We start from the raw sequence: 18,554 nt of genomic DNA on the forward strand, positions 1-18,554 counted from the left end.
GCCGAACCCGAAGCTGGGCACCGTGACCCCGAACGTCGCCGAAGCCGTGAAGGCCGCCAAGGGCGGTCAGATCGAATTCCGCGTCGAAAAGGCCGGGATCATCCACGCTGGCCTCGGCAAGCTGTCGTTCGGCGAAGAAAAGCTCCGCCAGAACTTCGACGCCTTCGTCGACGCGATCGTCAAGGCGAAGCCGGCCGGTGCGAAGGGCAAATATGTCCGCAAGATCGCGCTGTCGTCGTCGATGGGCCCGGGCGTGAAGGTCGATACCGCCGACGTCACCGGCGCCTGATTTTCGCGTCGCACTGAATTAGGGAAGGGCCGGGGGAAACTCCGGCCCTTTTCTTATGCCTGTTGTTCGGGGCTGCGAAACTCGATCAGGTCCCATTTGTTGCCATAGAGGTCGAGGAAAACCGCGACGGTGCCGTAATCGGCCTCCATCGGTTCGCGCTCGATCCGGACGCTCTTGTCGATCAAACGTTGGTAATCGCGCCAGAAATCGTCTGTTTGCAGGAACAGGAAAACGCGCCCGCCTGCCTGGTCGCCGATGAAGCGCGTCTGCTCTTCGCTGCTGGCGCGCGCGAGCAGGATGGTGGCACCGCCCGGCGGATTGCCCGGCGGAGCGACCACCACCCAGCGTTTGTCCTGCGCCGACTGATATTCGTCGGCGACCAGCGTGAAGCCCAATGTGCCGACATAGAAGGCGATCGCTTCGTCATAGTCGCGAATGACGAGCGCGATATGCGCCAGCGATTGCCGGATCATTCCCTGAGCCCCCGCATGGCCGCCCCCGCCGCAAACGGCCCGATCATCGTCAGTAACAAACTCGTCGCGCCAAGCAATTTCATCGCCCCGCGCCCCGACGGGTCGAGCATCCCGGCGCCAAAGATCAGCAGCGGCACCGCGAGCGGCAGCACCAGCAGCCCGCCGATCGCACTGCCGCCTTTCAGCCCCGCGGTCAGCGCCGCGCTCAGCACCGCCAGCGACGCCAGCGCCGGGATAGCAATCGCGAGCCCCGTCGCCAGCACCTCGACCCGCGCCGCATCCTGCGCCAGCAACGCCGCCGCGGGGAACAGGGCGATCATCAGCGGCAGTCCGAACGCGATTCCATGCGCCAAAATCTTCACCGCCGCGATCACCTCGTCGGCGATCCCGCGCACCGCGAGCTGGTCGAGCACCCCGGCGTCGCGGTCGGGACGCACCAGCCGGTCGATCGGCAGCAGTGCCGCCAGCAACGCCGCGACCCACACCATCCCGCCACCCGCGCGCCGCAGCAACGGCGCGTCAGGACCGACGGCAAAGGGAAAGGCGGTCGCGACGAGCAGGAAAAACAGCACCGGCAACCACAGCGCCCCGCTGCCCCACGCCCGCCGCAGGTCACGCCAGAACAGGGCGAGGAGGGTGGTCATGGCCACGTTCTCCTGCCTAGGATCCCCCAAACCCGTTCGTGCTGAGCTTGTCGAAGCACCGTTCTTCTTTTCGGCGTCAAAAGAAAGAACGGCCCTTCGACAAGCTCAGGGCAAACGGATTGAGGCGCAGGCATGTTCACGCCAACGCCCCCATGTCCAGCTCCGCCAGATCATCGACCCCCAACGCAAAATGCGACGCCAGCAACACCGTCCCCCCATTCGCCCGGTGCGCCGCAATCGCCGCCACCAGCCGCGCCTGCGCCGCATCGTCCATCCCGTTCGCAGGCTCGTCGAGCAGCCAGATCGGCGCCCCGCTGGCGATCAAGCGCACCATCGCGGCACGCTTGCGCTGCCCGGTCGACAGCATCGCCACCGGCACCTCGCTCAGCGACGCCAGCGCCATCGCCGCCATCGCGCGGTCGACGGCATGGCCATCGACGGTATCGACCCGCGCCCAGAAATCGAGCGCGCGGCGCAGCGGCAGTTCGGCGTCGAGCGCCGAGGCTTCGTCGATCAGCGCGCAGCGCCCGCGGCGCTCGATCGTTCCCGCCGCGGCGCGTAGCAGCCCTGCGGCCAACCGGATCAGGCTCGACTTGCCAGTGCCATTGGGCCCGCGAAGCCACAGCGCGTCGCCGGGCGCCAGCGCCAGCGACAGATTTTCAAACAGCAGCCGGTCGCCGCGGATGCACGCCACGCCATCGAGCCGCAGCAGATCGCTCACGCCATATCTTCCAGCGCGTGCATATCATCGTCGCTAAATCCGAAATGATGCCCGATCTCGTGGATCAGCACATGCCGCACCAGCCGGTCGAGCCGCTCGCCGGTCTCGATCCATTCGACCAATATCGGAATGCGGTACAGCGTCACCCGGTCGGGCATCCCGCCGCTTTCGCTGACACTGCGCTCGGTCAGCGGCCGCCCCTCGTACAGCCCGGTCAGGTCATAGGGATGCTCGATGTCGAGCGATTTCAGCACCTCGTCATCGGCAAATTCTTCGATCGCGATCACCACGCCCTGAATATGCGGCAGAAACACGGCGGGCATGGTGTCGAGCGCGACTTCGGCCATCGCGAACATTGCGTCGGCATCGGGGGCGGTTCCGGTCCATCCGGCTGGCAGGGCAGGCTTGTCGGTCATCGCGCCCTTCCTTATGGCGGCGGCACGGCCTTTACCAGCGGGAGAAAATTCATGGTCCAGAAACTCGACGACGAAGCCCGCACCGCCTTGCTCGCGCGTTTCCCCGCATGGACGCACGAACCGACCCGCGACGCGATCACCCGCCGTTTCACCTTCGACGATTTCGCGCAGGCGTTCGGCTTCATGGCCAGCGTCGCGATCATCGCCGAAAAAATGGATCATCACCCCGAATGGTCGAACGTCTATAACCGCGTCGACATCCTGCTGACGACGCACGATGCCGACGGCTTGTCGGAGCGCGATGCCAAGCTCGCCGAAGCCATCGAGCGGCTGCTCTGATCGCATGATCCGCTTCGACCCCTCGCATCAGCTGCTCGCTATCGGGGTCGCCATCCTCGCCGGGTTTGTCGACGCGATCGGCTTCGTCGAATCGGCGGGCTTTTTCGTCTCGTTCATGACCGGCAATTCGACCCGGCTCGCGGTCGGGCTGGCCGAGGGGCAGCACGCCGCACTGGTCGCCGCGATCATCATCGCGGTGTTTGTCGTCGGAGTGGTGGCGGGGTCGCTGGTTGGCGCCCATGCTGGACGGCGGCGTACGCCCGCGGTATTGCTCGGCGTCACCATCTTGCTTGCGATCGCGACCCTGCTGCGGCTCGACGGCGAGGCGTGGGCGGCGATCCTGTCGCTCGCGCTGGCAATGGGCGTTGCCAACGCCGCGATCTCGGGCCGCGATGGCGCGGTGATCGGGGTCACTTATATGACCGGCACGCTGGTCCAGATGGGGCAAAAGATTGCCAATGCCTTGCGCGGCGAGGGCGATCGGCGCTGGCTCCACCACCTTGGTCTGTGGGCGGCGCTTGTCGGCGGCGCACTCCTCGGGGCGCGCGCGGTCATCTGGTCGCCGTTGCTGGCCTATGCGCTCGCGGTCGCGCTCGCCGCGATGCTTGCGCTGCGCGCTGGCTGGATCGTCCGCAATGCCGGGTAGCGATCTTCATGGACCCGCCCGCTTGCCACTCCGAAGCCGTCGTTTCACGCGATTCTCACGGCGCATCTTGCGCTCATGTCACACCGGCCTAAACGGCAGGAAAAATTTTTTCCTTTAGGAGAGGGGTCCCCATGTCTGACAGCCTGCTGCGCCGTAAGCCGATCGTTCCGGAAAAGCAGGAGGGGCACGGGCTCGCCCGCACACTCGGCTGGCCGCATCTGATCGCGCTCGGCGTCGGGGCGATTGTCGGCACCGGCATCCTGACCCTGATCGGCGTCGGGGCCGACAAGGCTGGTCCAGCGGTCATCCTCGCCTTCGGTATCGCGGGCCTGATCTGCGCCTGCGCCGCGCTCGCTTATGCCGAAATGGCAACGATGATCCCCGCCTCCGGCAGCGCCTACACCTACTCCTATGTCGTGATCGGCGAACTCATCGGCTGGGTCGTCGGGTGGAGCCTGATCCTCGAATATTCGCTCGTGGTCAGCGCGGTCGCGGTTGGCTGGTCGGGCTATGCCGCGCCCTTGCTCGAAGCCTGGGCGGGCGTCCCGATGGCGCTGATGCAGGGGCCGGAGCTTGGCGGTATCGTCAACCTGCCCGCGATCGCGATCATCGCGGTGGTCGCGGGGCTGCTGCTCGTCGGTACGCGCGAAAGCGCGACGCTCAACGCCATCCTCGTACTGGTCAAGGTGCTGGCGCTGGTGATCTTTGTCGCCGTCGCGCTGCCCGCGTTCAATGCTGCCAATCTCGAACCGTTCAGCCCCTATGGCTTTGCCAAGCATATGGGGCCGGATGGCGTCGAGCGCGGGGTCATGGCCGCCGCCGCGATCATCTTTTTCGCCTTCTACGGCTTCGACGCGATCGCGACTGCGGCCGAGGAAACCCGCAATCCCGACCGCGATCTGAAAATCGGAATCGTCGGGTCGATGTTCGTCTGCGTCGTCATCTATATCGCGGTTGCGGTCGCCGCGGTGGGCGCCATTGCCTACACCCGCTTCGCCAACAGCCCCGAACCGCTGGCGCTGATCCTGCGCGAACTCGGCAGCCCGCTCGCCGCGCAATATCTAGCGGTGTCGGCGATCATCGCGCTACCCACCGTGATCCTCGCCTTCTTCTATGGCCAGAGCCGCATATTCTTCACCATGGCGCGCGACGGTTTGCTGCCCGCGAGCCTCGCGACCCTGTCCTCGCGCGGTACCCCGGTGCGCATCACCATCTTTACAGCCATCGTCGTTGCCGTGCTCGCGGGCTTCATCCCGCTCGGCGAACTCGCCGCGCTCGCCAATGCCGGAACACTCGCGGCGTTCACCGCCGTGTCGATCTGCATGCTGATCATGCGCGTCCGCGCCCCCGACGCCCCGCGCACTTTTCGCGCCCCGATGCCGTGGGTAATCGGCGGCATCGCTGTGTTCGGCTGCATCTACCTGTTCTTCAGCCTGCCGATGCAGACGCAGCTGTGGTTCCTGGTGTGGAACATCGTCGGGCTGGGGGTCTATTTCCTCTACGCCCGGCGCAATGCGGTGGTGGGCTGATTGAATTCCTCCCTGTCGCGAAGCGATGGGGAGGGGGACCGTCCGCGGAGCGGATGGTGGAGGGGCGACGACGGTTGCGCCAAAGCCCCTCCGTCAGCGGTTACGCCGCTGCCACCTCCCATCGCTCCGCCACAGGGAGGATTGTTCAGCTCAGTCGAACAGCTCGCTCAAGAAACTCTTCTTGTAATTTTTCTTGTACGGCTTGCTGCCGTAATAGCGGTCGTCATGGCCATGCTCGCGATACTGCGGCGGCTGCTGATAGGGCTGCTGCTGCTGCGGAGGCGGCGGTGCCGACGCGCGCTGAGCAGGGGCGGCGACCGCTTCGCTGCGCTCGATAATCTTGTCGAGCTCGCCGCGGTCCAGCCACACGCCGCGGCATTGCGGGCAATAATCGATTTCGATCCCCTGACGCTCCGACATCGTCAGATTCACACGGCAGGTCGGGCAAAGCAGGCCTTGGGGCTGGGTCATGGACATCCTTTCGCGGGGTTTACGTCGGCATAAACGTGGTTTCGATCGACCGCGTTCCGTGCCATGATATGATGGCGTGGCCTGCCCACGGCAAGGGGAAGCAGCGCGCCTTGACTTCCCGTCGTTTCCGGCTAATAGCGCCCTCGTGTTGCCGCAGGTTCGCTTGCGGCAATTCCGTCCGAGACAGTTGGTGCAGGGGATTGGCCCTGCTTAATTTCCAGCCGAGACGGGGAACAGTCTTTTTCGGTCGCCCGCCTGCACGTTCAGGCGACGCGTCTTGACCGACCCCTTCGGACATCGTTGCGCAATGACGGGTGAGCCTTGGCTCGTCTCCGGCTTTGCGTGTGTTAGCCGCCCGGCGGCGCCAAGCGTTTCGGCGTCTTGCGCATCCGGGCACAGAGTGGAGTATAGGCATGGATCGTACGGAAAAGGCCGAAGCCGTATCCTCGCTGAACGCTACGCTGGCATCAGCTGCCTCGGTTGTGGTCGTCCGCAACCTCGGCATGTCCGTCGCTCAGTCGACGGTGCTGCGCCAGCAAATGCGCGACGCAGGAGCCGACTTTCGCGTCACGAAGAACCGTCTTGCCAAAATCGCGCTCGACGGCACGTCCTACGGCGGGATCAGCGATCTGCTGACCGGCCCCACCGCGCTTGCAACCTCGACCGACCCGGTCGCGGCAGCCAAGATCGTGGTGGAATTTGCCAAGACCAACGACAAGCTTGAAATCGTTGGCGGCGGCATGGGCGACGTGGTGCTCGACGTGAATGGCGTCAAAGCGCTGGCTTCGCTTCCCTCGCTCGACGAGCTGCGCGCCAAGATCATCGGTCTGGTGCAGGCTCCGGCTACCAAGGTTGCGCAGATTGCCGCAGCCCCGGCTGGCCAGCTGGCGCGGGTTTTTGGCGCATATGCCGCCAAAGAAGCAGCGTGATTTCGAACTAACTTTAAACCTTACTGCCGGGATATCCCGGTTCTGATGGAGAATGAACATGGCTGATCTTGCAAAGATCGTTGAAGAACTGTCGGCACTGACCGTCCTCGAAGCGGCTGACCTGTCGAAGATGCTCGAAGAAAAGTGGGGCGTTTCGGCTGCCGCTGCTGTTGCTGCTGCTCCGGCTGCCGCCGCTGCTGGTCCGGCTGCTGAAGAGCAGACCGAATTCGACGTCATCCTGACGGGTGACGGCGGCAACAAGATCAACGTCATCAAGGAAGTCCGCGCGATCACCGGCCTGGGTCTTGGCGAAGCCAAGGCACTTGTCGAAGGTGCGCCGAAGGCCATCAAGGAAGGCGTGAACAAGGCAGAAGCTGAAGAGCTGAAGGCCAAGATCCTCGCCGCTGGCGGTACCGTCGAACTGAAGTAATCAGTTTGCGGATCCGGTCGGTTCATCCGGCCGGCTTCTGATAAATAGAAGGGCGGCGCCGCGAGGCACCGCCCTTTTTTTGCGGTGAGGGGACCACCGCGCGTTTGTCCTGGGCGCTTAGTTGCTCGAATAGCCCGGACGGAAGCTTGTGCGCGCACGGGCCGGTTCGGGACGGCGCACATCCTGTTGCTGCGTCGCCGGGGCAGGACGCTGTGCGATTTCCCAAGCACTGACCGGCTTGCGCACCATATCCTTCTGCGCGCCAAGCGTCTGCTCATATGCGATGCGCTCCTGCCGATCGAGGAAACGCGCGCGCTTCAGGCGCTTCGACAGCGTCGCAAACGGATTTTCGGGCGTGGGGCCGGCCATCGCCATTGCTTCATGGCGTCCCATGCTGCCGCTCGGAGCTGCCGCGAAAGCGGGAGTCGTGCGCGGGGCCACGGTTTCGGGGGTGCGCGGCGCGTAGGCCGGGCTCACCCACTGCTGGGCATCGCTGGCGACCGGAGCGCTTGCAGCAATGGGCTCGAAACGCTGGACGGTCGCGTCATGAACGACCGCGTCATGCGCAGTTTCGTTGTCGGCGTGACGACGACGGCGGGCAAATGCCAGACCGATACCACCGACGAGCAGCAGTGCAGCGGCGCCACCGGCGATCTCCCAAGGAAACTCGCCGCCCGTAGCTGTCGCCGTTTCAGCGGGCGTTGGCGTGGTCGTGGTCACCGGGTCGGCAGGCGCCGCCATCGGAGCGGCGATCGGCGCCAATTCGGCAGCCGGTGCAGTTTCAGCAACGGTCGCTGCGACCGGAGCAGCCGCTACAGGAGCGGCGGAAGTCGAGCGCGTGCGCTGCGCAGCGGGGGCGGGCGCTTCTGCACGCTCGGCTGCGCGGGGCGCGGGGGTGGTTTCAGCGGGCGCGATATCGAGCGGCACGCGGATTACGGGCGCCGGTGCCGGGGTCTGCGCGGTCTGCGGCACGGCGATCGGTGCGGGTGCGCTCGGTTCAGCGACGGTTGGCGGGGTTTGGGGCGCCGGAGCCGTGGGCGCGGCGATCGGCGGGGTCATCGTGATCGAGGGCGCTTCCTGCGCGAAAGCGGCCGGGGTGGACAGGACCAGAAACGCGGCAATCGCGCTCGTGGCGGGGCGGGAGAGGGCGATATTCTTCATCATAGTGAAGGACAAACGAACTGCGTCGGAAAAGCGCTGCGCCTGATGGCGGATTTCCGCGACGAGCCGTGGCCGTCCGGCGGCGCGACGAAGATTTGGCGATGATTCATCGGACGAACGCATCGGCTTTGCGGTCGGCCGAACCACGCTGCCGCATCGGCGTAGCGATAAATAAATCACCCTAGAACAACAGTTTATTCTAAAGATGACATTGACCTTTCAGTTTGCGGTCATCCATCGTCACCAATTCGTCATGGCCGCGCAACCTTGGCGTGGTCGATGCGGCGCATGAAAACGACCGACCTCGCGCCGACCCGGCTGCCCGATCGCCTGCGCGAAACACAGCGCCTGTTGTTCATCGCCAAGCACGCCCGCTGGACCGGGGGGCTTCATGCCGATGACGGCAACCATGCGCTTTACCACCGCGAGATGCGCGAAACGTTGGAGGGGTTGGGCATCAAGCTTTTGATCGCTGATGACTACGCCTTGCTATTCGATCGGCCCGCCGCCGACTTCGTGTTTCCGCTGCTCAACCGGGGCGGCTTCTTCAATTCGGAAATGCTGATCCCGCTGCTTTGCAACCGACATGACATTCCATATCTGGGCGCGTCGCCCATCGTTCGCGGGCTGTCCGACGACAAGCATCTGACCAAGCTGGAGGCCGCGGCGCGCGGTGTACCCACCGCGCCCTGGGCCTTGTTCCGCCGCGGCGCACCGGTCGATGTGGCGCGCTGCCCGCCCGCGCGGCGCTGGGTGATCAAGCCGAACAACAGTTCGGCGTCATGGGGCGTCCGCGACGCGCATAACCGCGTCGAACTGGCGCAGGCAATTGCCGAGATCCACGCGCTCGACCATGATGCGATCGTCGAACCCTTTATCGACGGCAGCGACATCGAGGTGCCGGTCATCACGCTGGACGGCGAACCCGCGATGCTGCCGATGATGATTTTCGAGCAGGACGATCCGACACAATTGCGCACCTATCAGGAAAAGCGCGATCTGGTTGGCAATGTCGGCTATTCTATCAAACGCTTCGATGACCCGCTGATCAGTCGGCAGGTCGTCGAATATACCCGCCGCATGGCGGATGTCTTTCGTCCCTTCGATTATGGCCGCTTCGAATTCCGGGTCGATCAGGCGACCGGCGACGTGCGCCTTCTGGAAGTGAATCTTAACTGCAACCTGTGGTCCGAAAAATTATTTTCGCGCTCGGCCACTATTGCGGGCTTCACCCATGCAACGCTTATTGAAACCATTGTTGCCGAGAGCATGATCCGCCAGATCGTCCCGGCGATGGCGCGGCGCGACGCCGCATGATCGGCTCGATCCTGATCCTCGCGGGCCGACGCGCGGGCGCCATCGATGCGTTGGCCGCCGCACATGGGGTCGCTGACAAATGCCTGGTTCCCGTCGCCGGGCGCCCGATGATCGCGCATGTGCTCGACAGCGCCGCGGCCGGGCAGGCGAAACAGATTTTCGTGTCGACCCATCATCCTGCCCTGCTCGCCGACCTGCCCGAATCGGTGATCCAGTCCTTGGGCGACCGCCTGATCATCGTCCCCGCTGCCGACAATCTGGCAGATTCGGTCCTCGCGGTCGCGGGTGTTGCCCGCTTTCCTCTACTGATCACGACCGCTGACAACTGCCTGTTGACGCCAGAGACGATCGCCGAGATCAGCGCCGAGGCCGCCCGCCTCGACGCGGAGGCGGGGGTGACGCTGGCGCGGCGCGAGGATGTGCTGGCGGTGCATCCCGAGGGGCAGCGCCGCTTCTATGAATTTTCCGACGTCGCGGTGTCCAACTGCAACGCCTATTGGATCGGCCATCCCGGTGCACTGAAAGCGACCGAGGCGTTTCGCGGCGGCGGCCAATTCGTCAAAAAGCCTTTGCGCGTGATGCAGGCGTTCGGTCTGATCAACCTGCTGCGCTTCCGCTTCGGCATGGGACCGATCCACCATATTTTCACACGCATTTCGCGGCACATGAAGGTCGAAATCGCCCCGCTGCTGATCAGCAGCGGGGCGACCGCGATCGATGTCGACAATGAACGCTCGCTGCGCGTCACCGAGGCGCTGATGGCGCGCCGCGGGACGGTCAGTCCGCCACCCAGTTCCCGTGAAACCCCGGCGGAACCCGATGCGGCAGGTGAACGACAGCTTGCGGTGACCCGGTAAAATCGTCGGCGTTCAGGATGACCAGCGCGGTGGTTTCGTCGTTCATGTCGACGACCAGTCCGATCAACCAACCGTCATCCTCGGCGCCGTCGGCGCGGCGCGGGACAAAGACGAACTCGCCGGGATGGCGGCCGGGACCGAAATCATGGACCGCGGTCGTGCCGGCCTGCAAATCGTGGCGGAACAGCCTTGTGTCGCCGATCTCCATCTCGGTGGTCGTCCGGTCGGGGAGCGCGACCGAATAGACATAGCGATAGGGCTGCGTCGTCAGCCGCTCGTCATAGCGCGGGAATTCCTGCGGATGATCGTGGATGACGGCGCGCGTCGTCGTGCCGGCCGCCGGATCGATCGTCCAGCGCTCCATCCGCGACCGCTCGCTGTCGGGGCCGCGCTTTGAGCTGGCGAACATCGTCTCGTGCGCCACCACATCGACGATCACCTTGCCGTCCGCGGTCTCATACGCATTGGCGGGGTGAAAAACATAGCAGGGCTCGACCGGCACCCAGATGATGCTGTCGCCGCGGCCCTTCCGCGGAAGAAGGCCCACGCGCGCGGGGTGCGCGTCGTTCCACGCATAGGGGAAGCGATAGCCCGCGAGCAGCAGCTTCATCGAAAAGGTGACCGGCAGGTCGAACACCAGCGCGTAATTTGCGGTGATCGCGCAGTCGTGGATCGACGGGCCGTCGCTGACCGCAATCGCCTCTTCGCGGATGACTTGGGCGTCCTTGTCGAGCACGACGTGCCAGACCTTGTTTGGCTCGTCGCCGCGATAGGTGATCGCATGGACCTCGTCGGTGAACGGGTCGTGGTGGGGATGCGCGGTATAGGCGCCGACCAGCGTCCCGTCGAAGGGGTTGTGCGCGATGGTGCGCAGTTCATAATCCAGCTCGACCGGTTTGCCCCCGGCTTCGACGATTGCGAAGGTCCGACCGGCCAGGCCGACGACATTGGTGTTCGGCGCATCGTTGCGATCTTCGCGCGGGCCGGGAGGGATAGGCTCGCCCAACACTGCACACGCTTCGGTGCCGCGGACCCAGCGGTTGCGGTACCAATCGGCCTTGCCGCCCTCGATGCGGATGCCATGCACCATTCCCGCGCCGCTGAACCAGTGATAGCTGGCGGGATCGGGTGCGACAGCCGGGTTGGGGCCATTGCGCAGATAGCGGCCGGACAGCGCCGCGGGGATTGTGCCCTCGACGCGCAGCTGTTCCAGCGTCAGTTCCTCGGTCATCGGCTGGTGGATGCCGGTCAGATAGGGGTGCGCGTCGGTCGGGCGGGGCAGGCGCTTGCGGTTGAAATCGGCGACCTTGCCGATGCCTTTGACGACGGCGCCGCGGATCAGGGTTTCGACATTGCTTGCCATGGTGATGCTCCTTACGGATGGTAGCGAAAGTGGCGGACAGCGTGGAGGGGATTGCGCTGGCGACTCGGAATGTTTACGGTGACAACATGATCGAACAAGATAACAGTGTCAACATAAAAAGCGACGGCGCGAAGGCGGCGGGCGCTTATCACCACGGCGACCTGCGCGCGGCGGTGATTGCGGCGGGACTGAAACGGCTAGAGGCGGGCGACGATGGCGAATTGGGGCTGCGCGCCCTCGCGCGCGACGTCGGGGTCAGCGCCACCGCATTGTACCGCCATTTTCCCGACAAGGAGGCGCTGCTCGACGCGCTTGCCGACGAAGGGCTGCGGCGGCTGGGGGCGCGGCAGGCGCAGGCGTGGCTGAAAGCGGGCGGCGGGCGCAATGGGTTCAAGGCGACGGGGATCACCTATGTCCGCTTTGCCCACGACGAACCGGCGCTGTTCCGTCTCAGCTTCACCCGGCAGATGTCGGCACGCCACGCCAAAGTTGGTGGCGACGGCGGCGAAGTGGCCTATAATCTGTTGCGGGCCGGCGTGGGGGAGGCGTTGCCTGGGGTCGAAAATCCCGATACCGCGGCGTTGCATGCTTGGGCGCTGGTCCATGGTCTGGCCATGTTGATCCTCGACCGGCGGCTGGAGTGGGACGAAGCGATGGTCGACAATGTGGTCGGGTTGACCTTTGGCGGGATCGACTGAGCGCCGACGCAAACCGATCGCGCGGCGGGGGCCAGCGGACAGGGGTCAGAACACGGGGGTGAGGGGCAATGGCCAGATGTTAGCGGTTTCTTTCCCTCTTTTCGGTTAGTTGGACCGATGACCCGGCCCCTGTCCCCCCGAGTCGAGGCGGTTTTCTGGTTTCTTTTGACCGCTACCGGCTATTTCCTGCTGGCAAGCCTGTCGCTTTACGCGACCAAGGGCGCGGACAATATCGCCGCCGTCTGGCCGCCGAGCGGCTATTTCCTGGCGTTATTACTGTTGATGCCGTCGCGGCAGCGCATTGTCGCCTTCGTGGCCATGGCGGGCGCCAGCGTGGGCGCGAACATGATCGAAGGGGTCCCCGCTGCGGCGGCTGCCGCCTATACCGTCGCGAACACGGCCGAGGCGATCATCGCGCTGTGGCTGGTGCGGCGTCATGACGCGGGCGAAATGTCGTTCATGGCACCGCGCGCCGTCGGTCGTTTTTGCATCGCAGCGCTGATCGCCAGCGCCGCGAGCGCCGTTATCGCAACGCTGTTGACCGGCAATGGCTTTGATTTCCTGCTGTCGTGGATGACAACGGTCGGGCTGGGAATTTTGATTGTAACCCCGCCGATCGTGATGCTGGCGCGGATGGTCGGGTCGAACGCACTGAACAACGCGTCAACGGCGATGAAGTTGGAAGGCATCGCGCTGTTGACCATCGCCGCCTTTATCACCGGCGCGTCGTTCGCCCAGTCGGATTTCCCGGTCACCTTCCTCCCATGCGTTGCGGTGATCGTGGCGGCCTATCGACTGGGACCATTTGGCGCCGCCGCGGGGATGCTGATCGTGGCCATCATCGCGTCGCTGCTGACCGGCCAGGGCTATGGCCCGATCGCGGCGATGGACCAGGGCCAAAAGGTCGAGGTGCTGTTCCTGCAATTCTATCTGGTGACGATGTTGTTCATCGCGCTGCCGCTGGCGGCGTTGCTGGTGGTTCAGCGGCGGCTGGCCAGACGGCTGGAACAAAGCAATCGCTGGCTGCTCCAGGCCGAGGCGGCGGCACTGGTCGGCCATTGGCGTGTCGATCTGGTTGGCTGGACGATCACATGGTCAGATCAGACGTATCGCGTCCACGGGTTGCAACCCGGGATGCCAGTCGATGTGGATTACAGCGTTGAACAATATCTGCCCGACGACCGGGTGGCGGTACGCAAGGCGCTGGAAGAGGCGGTCCGTTCCGGCGAGCCCTTTGTGTTTCAGGGACGGATCCGGCGCGCCGACGGGGAAATCCGCTATGTCAAATCGCACGGGTCGATCGAAAAGGGGCGCCGCGGCAAAGCGGTCGGCATTTTCGGGACAGTCCAGGATGTGACCGACACGGTCGAAAACGCGCGCATTCTGGAATCGGCGCGCAGCGCGGCAGAACGGATCGCCAACACCGACATGCTGACCGGCCTGCCCAACCGGCGTCATACGCTGGCATTCCTCGATCAGGCGCTTCGCCGGGCCGTACAGGACGGCGCCCCGTTGGCGGTCGCGATTTTCGACATCGACCATTTCAAGGCGATCAATGATCAGCATGGCCATGCCGCGGGCGACGAGGTGATCCGCCGCGTCGGCCAACGAGCGAAAGCATCGCTGCGCGACGACGACATGGTCGGCCGCTATGGCGGCGAGGAGTTTGTCTGCATCCTGCAAGGCCGCAGCGCGCTGTCCGCCGAACTGGTTGCCGAGCGGGTGCGCAAGGCGGTCCATGCCGACGCCGAAGGCGTTGCCGCAGGTTTACCGGCGGTGACGGTCAGCATCGGACTGGCGATCTTTGCCGGCGAGGCCAGCATCGAAGACCTGCTCCAGCGCGCCGACAAGGCACTGTATACCGCGAAGCGCGAGGGGCGGAACCGCCTGCGCATGGCGGCCTGAGCGCTGGCTGATCTAGGTTGGTGCGAGCTGGACGGACAGTCTTCGAACGACCAGAACCAGCCGTCGTTTTCATCGTCATCCCGGCGGAGGCCGGGATCTCACCCTATCGTCATGACGCACCGGCGAGATCCTGGCCTCCGCCGCGACGACGAAAGCGACAAACGATAGTGACTAACCGGAATTAGAGCGTCGTGCGCAAAATAGGAGCCGTTTGCCCTGAGCTTGTCGAAGGGCCGTTCTTTCTTTTGGCGTCGAAAGAAGAAGGACGGTGCTTCGACAAGCTCAGCACGAACGGATTTGCCTATGGTGCAGATTTAGCGCACAATGCTCCAGCCGTCGCCCTTGCGAAGGCTGGAGCCGCTGACGATTTACGCGACGGAACCGAAACAGGACGATGGCGGCCCGCTCCTCGACCCCAAATCACTGCACCCGCGTCACCCTCATCCCCTTGGTCTCGAGAATCGCCGGAACGCCGTCAGCTCCAATCAGATGTCCGGCGCCGACCGCCATCAGCACCGTGCCGGGCTGTTTCAGCCTGTTTTGCGCCCATGCCGCCCAGCGGTGATTGCGGTCGGTGATGATCGCTTGGCGCGCCGCGGGAACGGCGTCGACATCCTCGTTGATCATGCGTTCCAGCGCCGCAACATCGCCGCGGCGCCAGGCGGCGGTCAGGGCGGTGACCCGGGCAACGGCATCGTCGGCGCCCGCGGCGGCGCGGGTCAGCAGCGCGCGCTGGGTCGGCGCGTCGAGATTTTCGAACAGCATCAGCTGGCTGCGCGCAGATTCCAGCCCGCCGATCGGTTTGTCCGCCGCCTCAAAAATGTCCGTCAGTTGCTTTTCGACCCCGGCCGCGGGCGACAGGGCGGCCGCGCGCGCGGCGCGCTGTCCGATCAGGATCATCACGGCCCAATCGTCGAGCGTGTCGCCGCCCAGTGCGCCGCCGCTCGCCTCCAGCGCGCGGTAGCGGGCCAGCGCGGCGCCGGACAGCCGCGCTTCGATTGGCAGCGGCGCCGGACGCGATGCCAGTGTCTGAAACATCGCGCCCGCCGCCGCCAGTTCGCGCGGCGACAATTCCATCATCAGCGCGTCGGACGCCGCAATCGCCTTTGCCACCGCGCCATCGTCCCAGTCGGTCCCGCGCGGCAGCGCGTGCATTGTACCGAGCAGATAGATACGGGTATCGTCATCCTGCACCAGCCACATCGCCGGTCGCGCCGGCGAGTCGGGTTTGTCGGCCCCGCACCCGCAGAGCAGCAACGGCAAAAGGGCCGCCGCAAAGCGGCGACCCCAATGGCCGGCAAGAGTGGGTTTTATCCTCAATACGCGATCCGCGTGGCGGTCAGGCCGCGGTCCTTGAGATAATCCTGCACGCTTTTTTCGCCCGCCAGATGCCCGGCGCCAACCGCGATAAATACCGTGCCTGGCTTGTCCATCCGCGTCTTGATTTGGTCGGCCCACCGCGCGTTGCGATCATAGAGCAAAACCTGGGCGAGTTCCGGGGTCGCCGCCATGCTTTCATTCATCGTGACCGCCAAGCCGTCGGGATCGCCCTTCGCCCACAGTCCGACCATCTTGTCGAGCATCGGCCCCAGCTTGTCGATGTCCTTGACCACCGCATTCAGGAACGCAACCTGCTGCGTTTCGGGCAGTTTGTCGAAAAAGCCGAGCTGTTCTTCGAGCGTTTCCAGCCCCGCGACCGGCTTGCTGCTGTCCTTGGCAAATTTGGTCAGCTGCTTTTCGGCGCCCTGTTCGGGGTCATAGCCCAGCTTGGTGAGCGGCAGCACCGACAGCGTCATCGCGGGAAACCAGGGTTCAAAGCTGTCAAAGGCATTGGCCGGGACCCCGACGCTCACCAGCGCCGCCTGGTAGGCCTTGAGCTGCTCGGGGGTCAGGCGCGAGGGGATGGTCTTGCCGGTGGTGTCCATCGCCAGCGGCATCATCGTCTTGGCCACCGCGGCTTGATCTTCGGGCAACACCAGTTCGAGCATCATCTCGTCCGACTTGTCGAACGCGTCTTTCACTGCCTCGTCGAACCAGCTGAGGCCTGGCTTGAGCACATGGACGGTGCCGAACAGATAGATGGTGGTGTCCTCATCCTTGACCACCCACAGCGCCGGATCGGCGTCGGTCAGCGCGGGGGTCGCGGCAACCGGAGCGGGTTCGGCAGCGGCGGCGACATTGCTGCCCGGCAGCACCGCGCATTGCGCAAAGGGGATGACGGCGCAGGTGGCGGCGAGCATCTTGAACCATTTTTTCATCGGGAAATGTCCTTTTGTCTATGGCACTTATGGCCGGAGGGGGTGGAGAAGGGGAGAGGGAAAGTGATTATCGAAATTTGAGCCACATATATACGAGAGCGTTGGCCGCGACGGTGAGCAAGAACAGCAGCATGGCATTAACCGGCGGAGCCAGGTCGGCGCGGGAAAGCACCCACCACATCGGAGCCGGGATCACAAAGGCATAATATCCTGCCAGCCCCGCCCACAAATAGGCGCGCTGTTCATGATCATCGATCGTCCGCTGATAGATAAATATCGCGATCGAGATACCGACACCCCAGAGCAACGCCAACCCGATCGCAATCTGTGGTGACAGGGCGCTGTTGCTGAAAAAAGGGTCGGCCGTGACGTCCGACTGGCCGCTGCGGAGCAATATGGCCGTGACGAAACCGAGCAGTCCCGATCCCGCAACGCTGGCGGTATAGAGCCGTTTGCGGCGCGACCAACCCTGCCAGAAGGCGCCGAAACGGCGAAGGTACAGCCACATCACGACAGTGCCGGCCAACAGGACAAGCCCGCCCGCGACCAGCCCGGAAGGGCCGTCGCCGCCATCGGCGCGATGCGCGTCGAGATAACCGGCAACGCCGCCCATCAGGAATACGGTGCCCAATATGATGACTGTCGGCCACAGCACGCCGGGGCGCGGGTGCGTGCCTTGCGGTTCATTCACCATCGTCATGTCCTTCATGGCCATCATCGAAAATCTCCTCGATCGGCATCGCGAACAGCCGCGCCAGTTTGAACGCGAGCGGCAGCGACGGGTCGTACTTTCCCGTCTCGATCGCGTTCACCGCCTGCCGCGAAACGTCGAGCCGGTCGGCCAGTTCGGCCTGGCTCCAGTTCCGCATCGCGCGCAGCACCTTCAACTGGTTGTTCATCATCGATCCCGTTGTCAGGCGACACTGACCGTATGTCATGTGTCCATGACTAAATGACATGATTCGCTGACTGTGTCAACAAGACCTTACATCGCTCCGAAATGACGCGCTGCGCGGCACTTTCGCTAACATCCACGCCGCACGCGCCTTGACCCTGCACGCGCCCTGCGCCAAGGGCAGCGACACTTGTTGCACCTGCGAAAGAGCGAATAGTGGCCGACGCGGCGGAGACGAAATCCTTGAGCTTTCAGGACATCATCCTGACGCTGCACGCCTATTGGGGCGCCCGCGGCTGCGCGATCCTGCAACCCTATGACATGCGCGTTGGAGCGGGGACATTTCACCCGGCGACAACGCTGCGCAGCCTCGGCCCCGAGCCGTGGAATGTCGCCTATGTCCAGCCCAGCCGTCGCCCGACCGACGGCCGTTATGGCGAGAACCCGAACCGGCTCCAGCATTATTACCAGTATCAGGTGATCCTGAAGCCGTCGCCCGCCGACCTGCAGGAACAATATCTGGGCTCGCTGGCCGCGATCGGCATCGACCCGCTGCTCCACGACATCCGCTTCGTCGAGGACGACTGGGAAAGCCCGACACTGGGCGCGTGGGGGCTGGGCTGGGAAGTCTGGTGCGACGGCATGGAAGTCACCCAGTTCACCTACTTCCAGCAGATGGGCGGTTTCGACTGCAAGCCCGTCGCGGGCGAGCTAACCTACGGGCTCGAACGGCTCGCCATGTATATCCAGAATGTCGACAATGTGTACGACCTGCGCTTTTCCGACCCGGTCGGCGACGTTTCGGGGGTCAGCTATGGCGATGTGTTTCTGGAGAATGAACGGCAGTTCTCGAAATGGAATTTCGAGGTCGCCGACACCGACAGCCTGTTTGCGGGCTTCAAGGCGGCCGAGGCCGAATGCCAGCGTGCGATCGCCGCGAACGTGCCGCTGGCGGCCTATGACCAGGCGATTGAGGCGAGCCATTTGTTCAACCTGCTCCAGGCGCGCGGCGTGATCAGCGTCCAGGAACGCGCCAACTACATGGCCCGCGTCCGCGACCTCGCGAAGGGGAGCTGCAAGGCGTGGATCGACAGCCAGTCGGACGCATGGACCGCGAAATATCCGGGGTGGACGCTGTGATGGCCTGTCGTAGTTCCGCCGTCCTCTTCTCCGTTCGTGTCGAGCGAAGTCGAGACACGCAGCGGCTTAGCGC

General features: G+C 64.5%; 21 protein-coding genes and 1 pseudogene. 11 read left to right on the forward strand and 11 right to left on the reverse strand.

The genetic code is table 11. The features are described from left to right. A pseudogene (locus VGN68_RS17630) lies at positions 1-289 on the forward strand (50S ribosomal protein L1); the annotation flags it as partial. 53 nt (positions 290-342) lie between these two features. Here the strand turns inward: VGN68_RS17630 and VGN68_RS17635 are convergent. From VGN68_RS17635 to VGN68_RS17650, 4 genes are all read right to left on the reverse strand, one after another. Next, a complete protein-coding gene (locus tag VGN68_RS17635) occupies positions 343-759 on the reverse strand; it encodes a VOC family protein (RefSeq protein ID WP_349256061.1) in 417 nt (138 codons plus the stop codon). Further along, on the reverse strand, positions 759-1,406 hold the full coding sequence (locus VGN68_RS17640) for a heme exporter protein CcmB (protein ID WP_327478568.1): 648 nt from the start codon (positions 1,404-1,406) through the stop codon (positions 759-761). Before VGN68_RS17640 ends, VGN68_RS17635 begins: the two co-directional genes overlap by 1 nt. 136 nt (positions 1,407-1,542) lie before the next feature. After that, on the reverse strand, positions 1,543-2,127 hold the full coding sequence (gene ccmA, locus VGN68_RS17645; protein ID WP_327478570.1) for a heme ABC exporter ATP-binding protein CcmA: 585 nt from the start codon (positions 2,125-2,127) through the stop codon (positions 1,543-1,545). Then, the gene (locus VGN68_RS17650) at positions 2,124-2,543 is read right to left on the reverse strand and encodes a metallopeptidase family protein (protein WP_327478572.1); all 420 of its coding nucleotides are present in this window, start codon (positions 2,541-2,543) and stop codon (positions 2,124-2,126) included. Before VGN68_RS17650 ends, ccmA begins: the two co-directional genes overlap by 4 nt. 51 nt (positions 2,544-2,594) lie before the next feature. On the opposite strand from VGN68_RS17650, the gene VGN68_RS17655 reads away from it, so the two are divergent. The 3 genes from VGN68_RS17655 to VGN68_RS17665 all read left to right on the forward strand — a co-directional run bounded on the left by VGN68_RS17655 (position 2,595) and on the right by VGN68_RS17665 (position 5,057). After that, positions 2,595-2,882 carry a 4a-hydroxytetrahydrobiopterin dehydratase gene (locus VGN68_RS17655; protein WP_327478574.1) on the forward strand — a complete coding sequence of 96 codons (288 nt, stop codon included), beginning with the start codon at positions 2,595-2,597 and terminating at the stop codon, positions 2,880-2,882. A 4-nt stretch (positions 2,883-2,886) separates the two neighbouring features. After that, the gene (locus VGN68_RS17660; protein WP_327478576.1) at positions 2,887-3,528 is read left to right on the forward strand and encodes a YoaK family protein; all 642 of its coding nucleotides are present in this window, start codon (positions 2,887-2,889) and stop codon (positions 3,526-3,528) included. 131 nt (positions 3,529-3,659) lie between these two features. Further along, the gene (locus tag VGN68_RS17665) at positions 3,660-5,057 is read left to right on the forward strand and encodes an amino acid permease (protein WP_327478578.1); all 1,398 of its coding nucleotides are present in this window, start codon (positions 3,660-3,662) and stop codon (positions 5,055-5,057) included. A gap of 150 nt (positions 5,058-5,207) precedes the next feature. Here VGN68_RS17665 and VGN68_RS17670 read toward each other — a convergent pair whose 3' ends face one another. Beyond that, positions 5,208-5,528 carry a zf-TFIIB domain-containing protein gene (locus VGN68_RS17670; protein WP_327478580.1) on the reverse strand — a complete coding sequence of 107 codons (321 nt, stop codon included), beginning with the start codon at positions 5,526-5,528 and terminating at the stop codon, positions 5,208-5,210. A 413-nt stretch (positions 5,529-5,941) separates the two neighbouring features. Between VGN68_RS17670 and rplJ the strand changes: the two genes are divergently transcribed. Beyond that, entirely contained in the window at positions 5,942-6,457 is a 516-nt protein-coding gene (rplJ, locus tag VGN68_RS17675; protein WP_327478582.1) for a 50S ribosomal protein L10, read from the forward strand. Between the two features lie 58 nt (positions 6,458-6,515). Then, positions 6,516-6,887: a 50S ribosomal protein L7/L12 gene (gene rplL, locus VGN68_RS17680; protein WP_088440606.1), complete on the forward strand. Its 372-nt coding sequence runs from the start codon at positions 6,516-6,518 to the stop codon at positions 6,885-6,887. A 117-nt stretch (positions 6,888-7,004) separates the two neighbouring features. Here the strand turns inward: rplL and VGN68_RS17685 are convergent, their stop codons facing one another. Beyond that, on the reverse strand, positions 7,005-8,063 hold the full coding sequence (locus VGN68_RS17685; RefSeq protein ID WP_327478585.1) for a hypothetical protein: 1,059 nt from the start codon (positions 8,061-8,063) through the stop codon (positions 7,005-7,007). A gap of 264 nt (positions 8,064-8,327) precedes the next feature. On the opposite strand from VGN68_RS17685, the gene VGN68_RS17690 reads away from it, so the two are divergent. Together VGN68_RS17690 and VGN68_RS17695 are read left to right on the forward strand one after the other, a co-directional pair. Then, positions 8,328-9,365 (forward strand): phosphoribosylglycinamide synthetase, encoded by a 1,038-nt coding sequence (locus tag VGN68_RS17690; protein ID WP_327478587.1) that lies wholly within the window; start codon positions 8,328-8,330, stop codon positions 9,363-9,365. Continuing rightward, positions 9,362-10,222, forward strand: coding sequence for an NTP transferase domain-containing protein (locus VGN68_RS17695; protein ID WP_327478589.1), 861 nt, complete (start codon positions 9,362-9,364; stop codon positions 10,220-10,222). Before VGN68_RS17690 ends, VGN68_RS17695 begins: the two co-directional genes overlap by 4 nt. Here VGN68_RS17695 and VGN68_RS17700 read toward each other — a convergent pair. Then, positions 10,143-11,585 carry a carotenoid oxygenase family protein gene (locus VGN68_RS17700; RefSeq protein ID WP_327478591.1) on the reverse strand — a complete coding sequence of 481 codons (1,443 nt, stop codon included), beginning with the start codon at positions 11,583-11,585 and terminating at the stop codon, positions 10,143-10,145. The genes VGN68_RS17695 and VGN68_RS17700 overlap by 80 nt on opposite strands. An 86-nt stretch (positions 11,586-11,671) precedes the next feature. Here VGN68_RS17700 and VGN68_RS17705 point away from each other — a divergent pair, with 86 nt between their 5' ends. Beyond that, entirely contained in the window at positions 11,672-12,283 is a 612-nt protein-coding gene (locus tag VGN68_RS17705) for a TetR/AcrR family transcriptional regulator (protein WP_293703440.1), read from the forward strand. A 117-nt stretch (positions 12,284-12,400) separates the two neighbouring features. Further along, entirely contained in the window at positions 12,401-14,188 is a 1,788-nt protein-coding gene (locus VGN68_RS17710; protein WP_327478594.1) for a diguanylate cyclase, read from the forward strand. A 420-nt stretch (positions 14,189-14,608) separates the two neighbouring features. Here the strand turns inward: VGN68_RS17710 and VGN68_RS17715 are convergent, their stop codons facing one another. From VGN68_RS17715 to VGN68_RS17730, 4 genes are all read right to left on the reverse strand, one after another. Then, complete coding sequence (locus tag VGN68_RS17715) at positions 14,609-15,508, reverse strand: TraB/GumN family protein (RefSeq protein ID WP_327478596.1); 900 nt, start codon at positions 15,506-15,508, stop codon at positions 14,609-14,611. Further along, the gene (locus VGN68_RS17720; protein WP_327478598.1) at positions 15,505-16,446 is read right to left on the reverse strand and encodes a TraB/GumN family protein; all 942 of its coding nucleotides are present in this window, start codon (positions 16,444-16,446) and stop codon (positions 15,505-15,507) included. The genes VGN68_RS17715 and VGN68_RS17720 overlap by 4 nt, the downstream gene beginning before the upstream one ends. Before the next feature lie 67 nt (positions 16,447-16,513). Beyond that, positions 16,514-17,164 carry a hypothetical protein gene (locus VGN68_RS17725; protein ID WP_327478600.1) on the reverse strand — a complete coding sequence of 217 codons (651 nt, stop codon included), beginning with the start codon at positions 17,162-17,164 and terminating at the stop codon, positions 16,514-16,516. Beyond that, complete coding sequence (locus VGN68_RS17730; RefSeq protein ID WP_137753487.1) at positions 17,130-17,345, reverse strand: helix-turn-helix transcriptional regulator; 216 nt, start codon at positions 17,343-17,345, stop codon at positions 17,130-17,132. The genes VGN68_RS17725 and VGN68_RS17730 overlap by 35 nt, the downstream gene beginning before the upstream one ends. Before the next feature lie 212 nt (positions 17,346-17,557). Here VGN68_RS17730 and VGN68_RS17735 point away from each other — a divergent pair, with 212 nt between their 5' ends. Beyond that, entirely contained in the window at positions 17,558-18,481 is a 924-nt protein-coding gene (locus tag VGN68_RS17735) for a glycine--tRNA ligase subunit alpha (RefSeq protein WP_327478603.1), read from the forward strand. Positions 18,482-18,554: the final 73 nt, after the last annotated feature.

Origin of the sequence: Sphingopyxis sp. (assembly GCF_035998965.1) — a bacterium.
Taxonomy (GTDB): Bacteria; Pseudomonadota; Alphaproteobacteria; order Sphingomonadales; family Sphingomonadaceae; genus Sphingopyxis.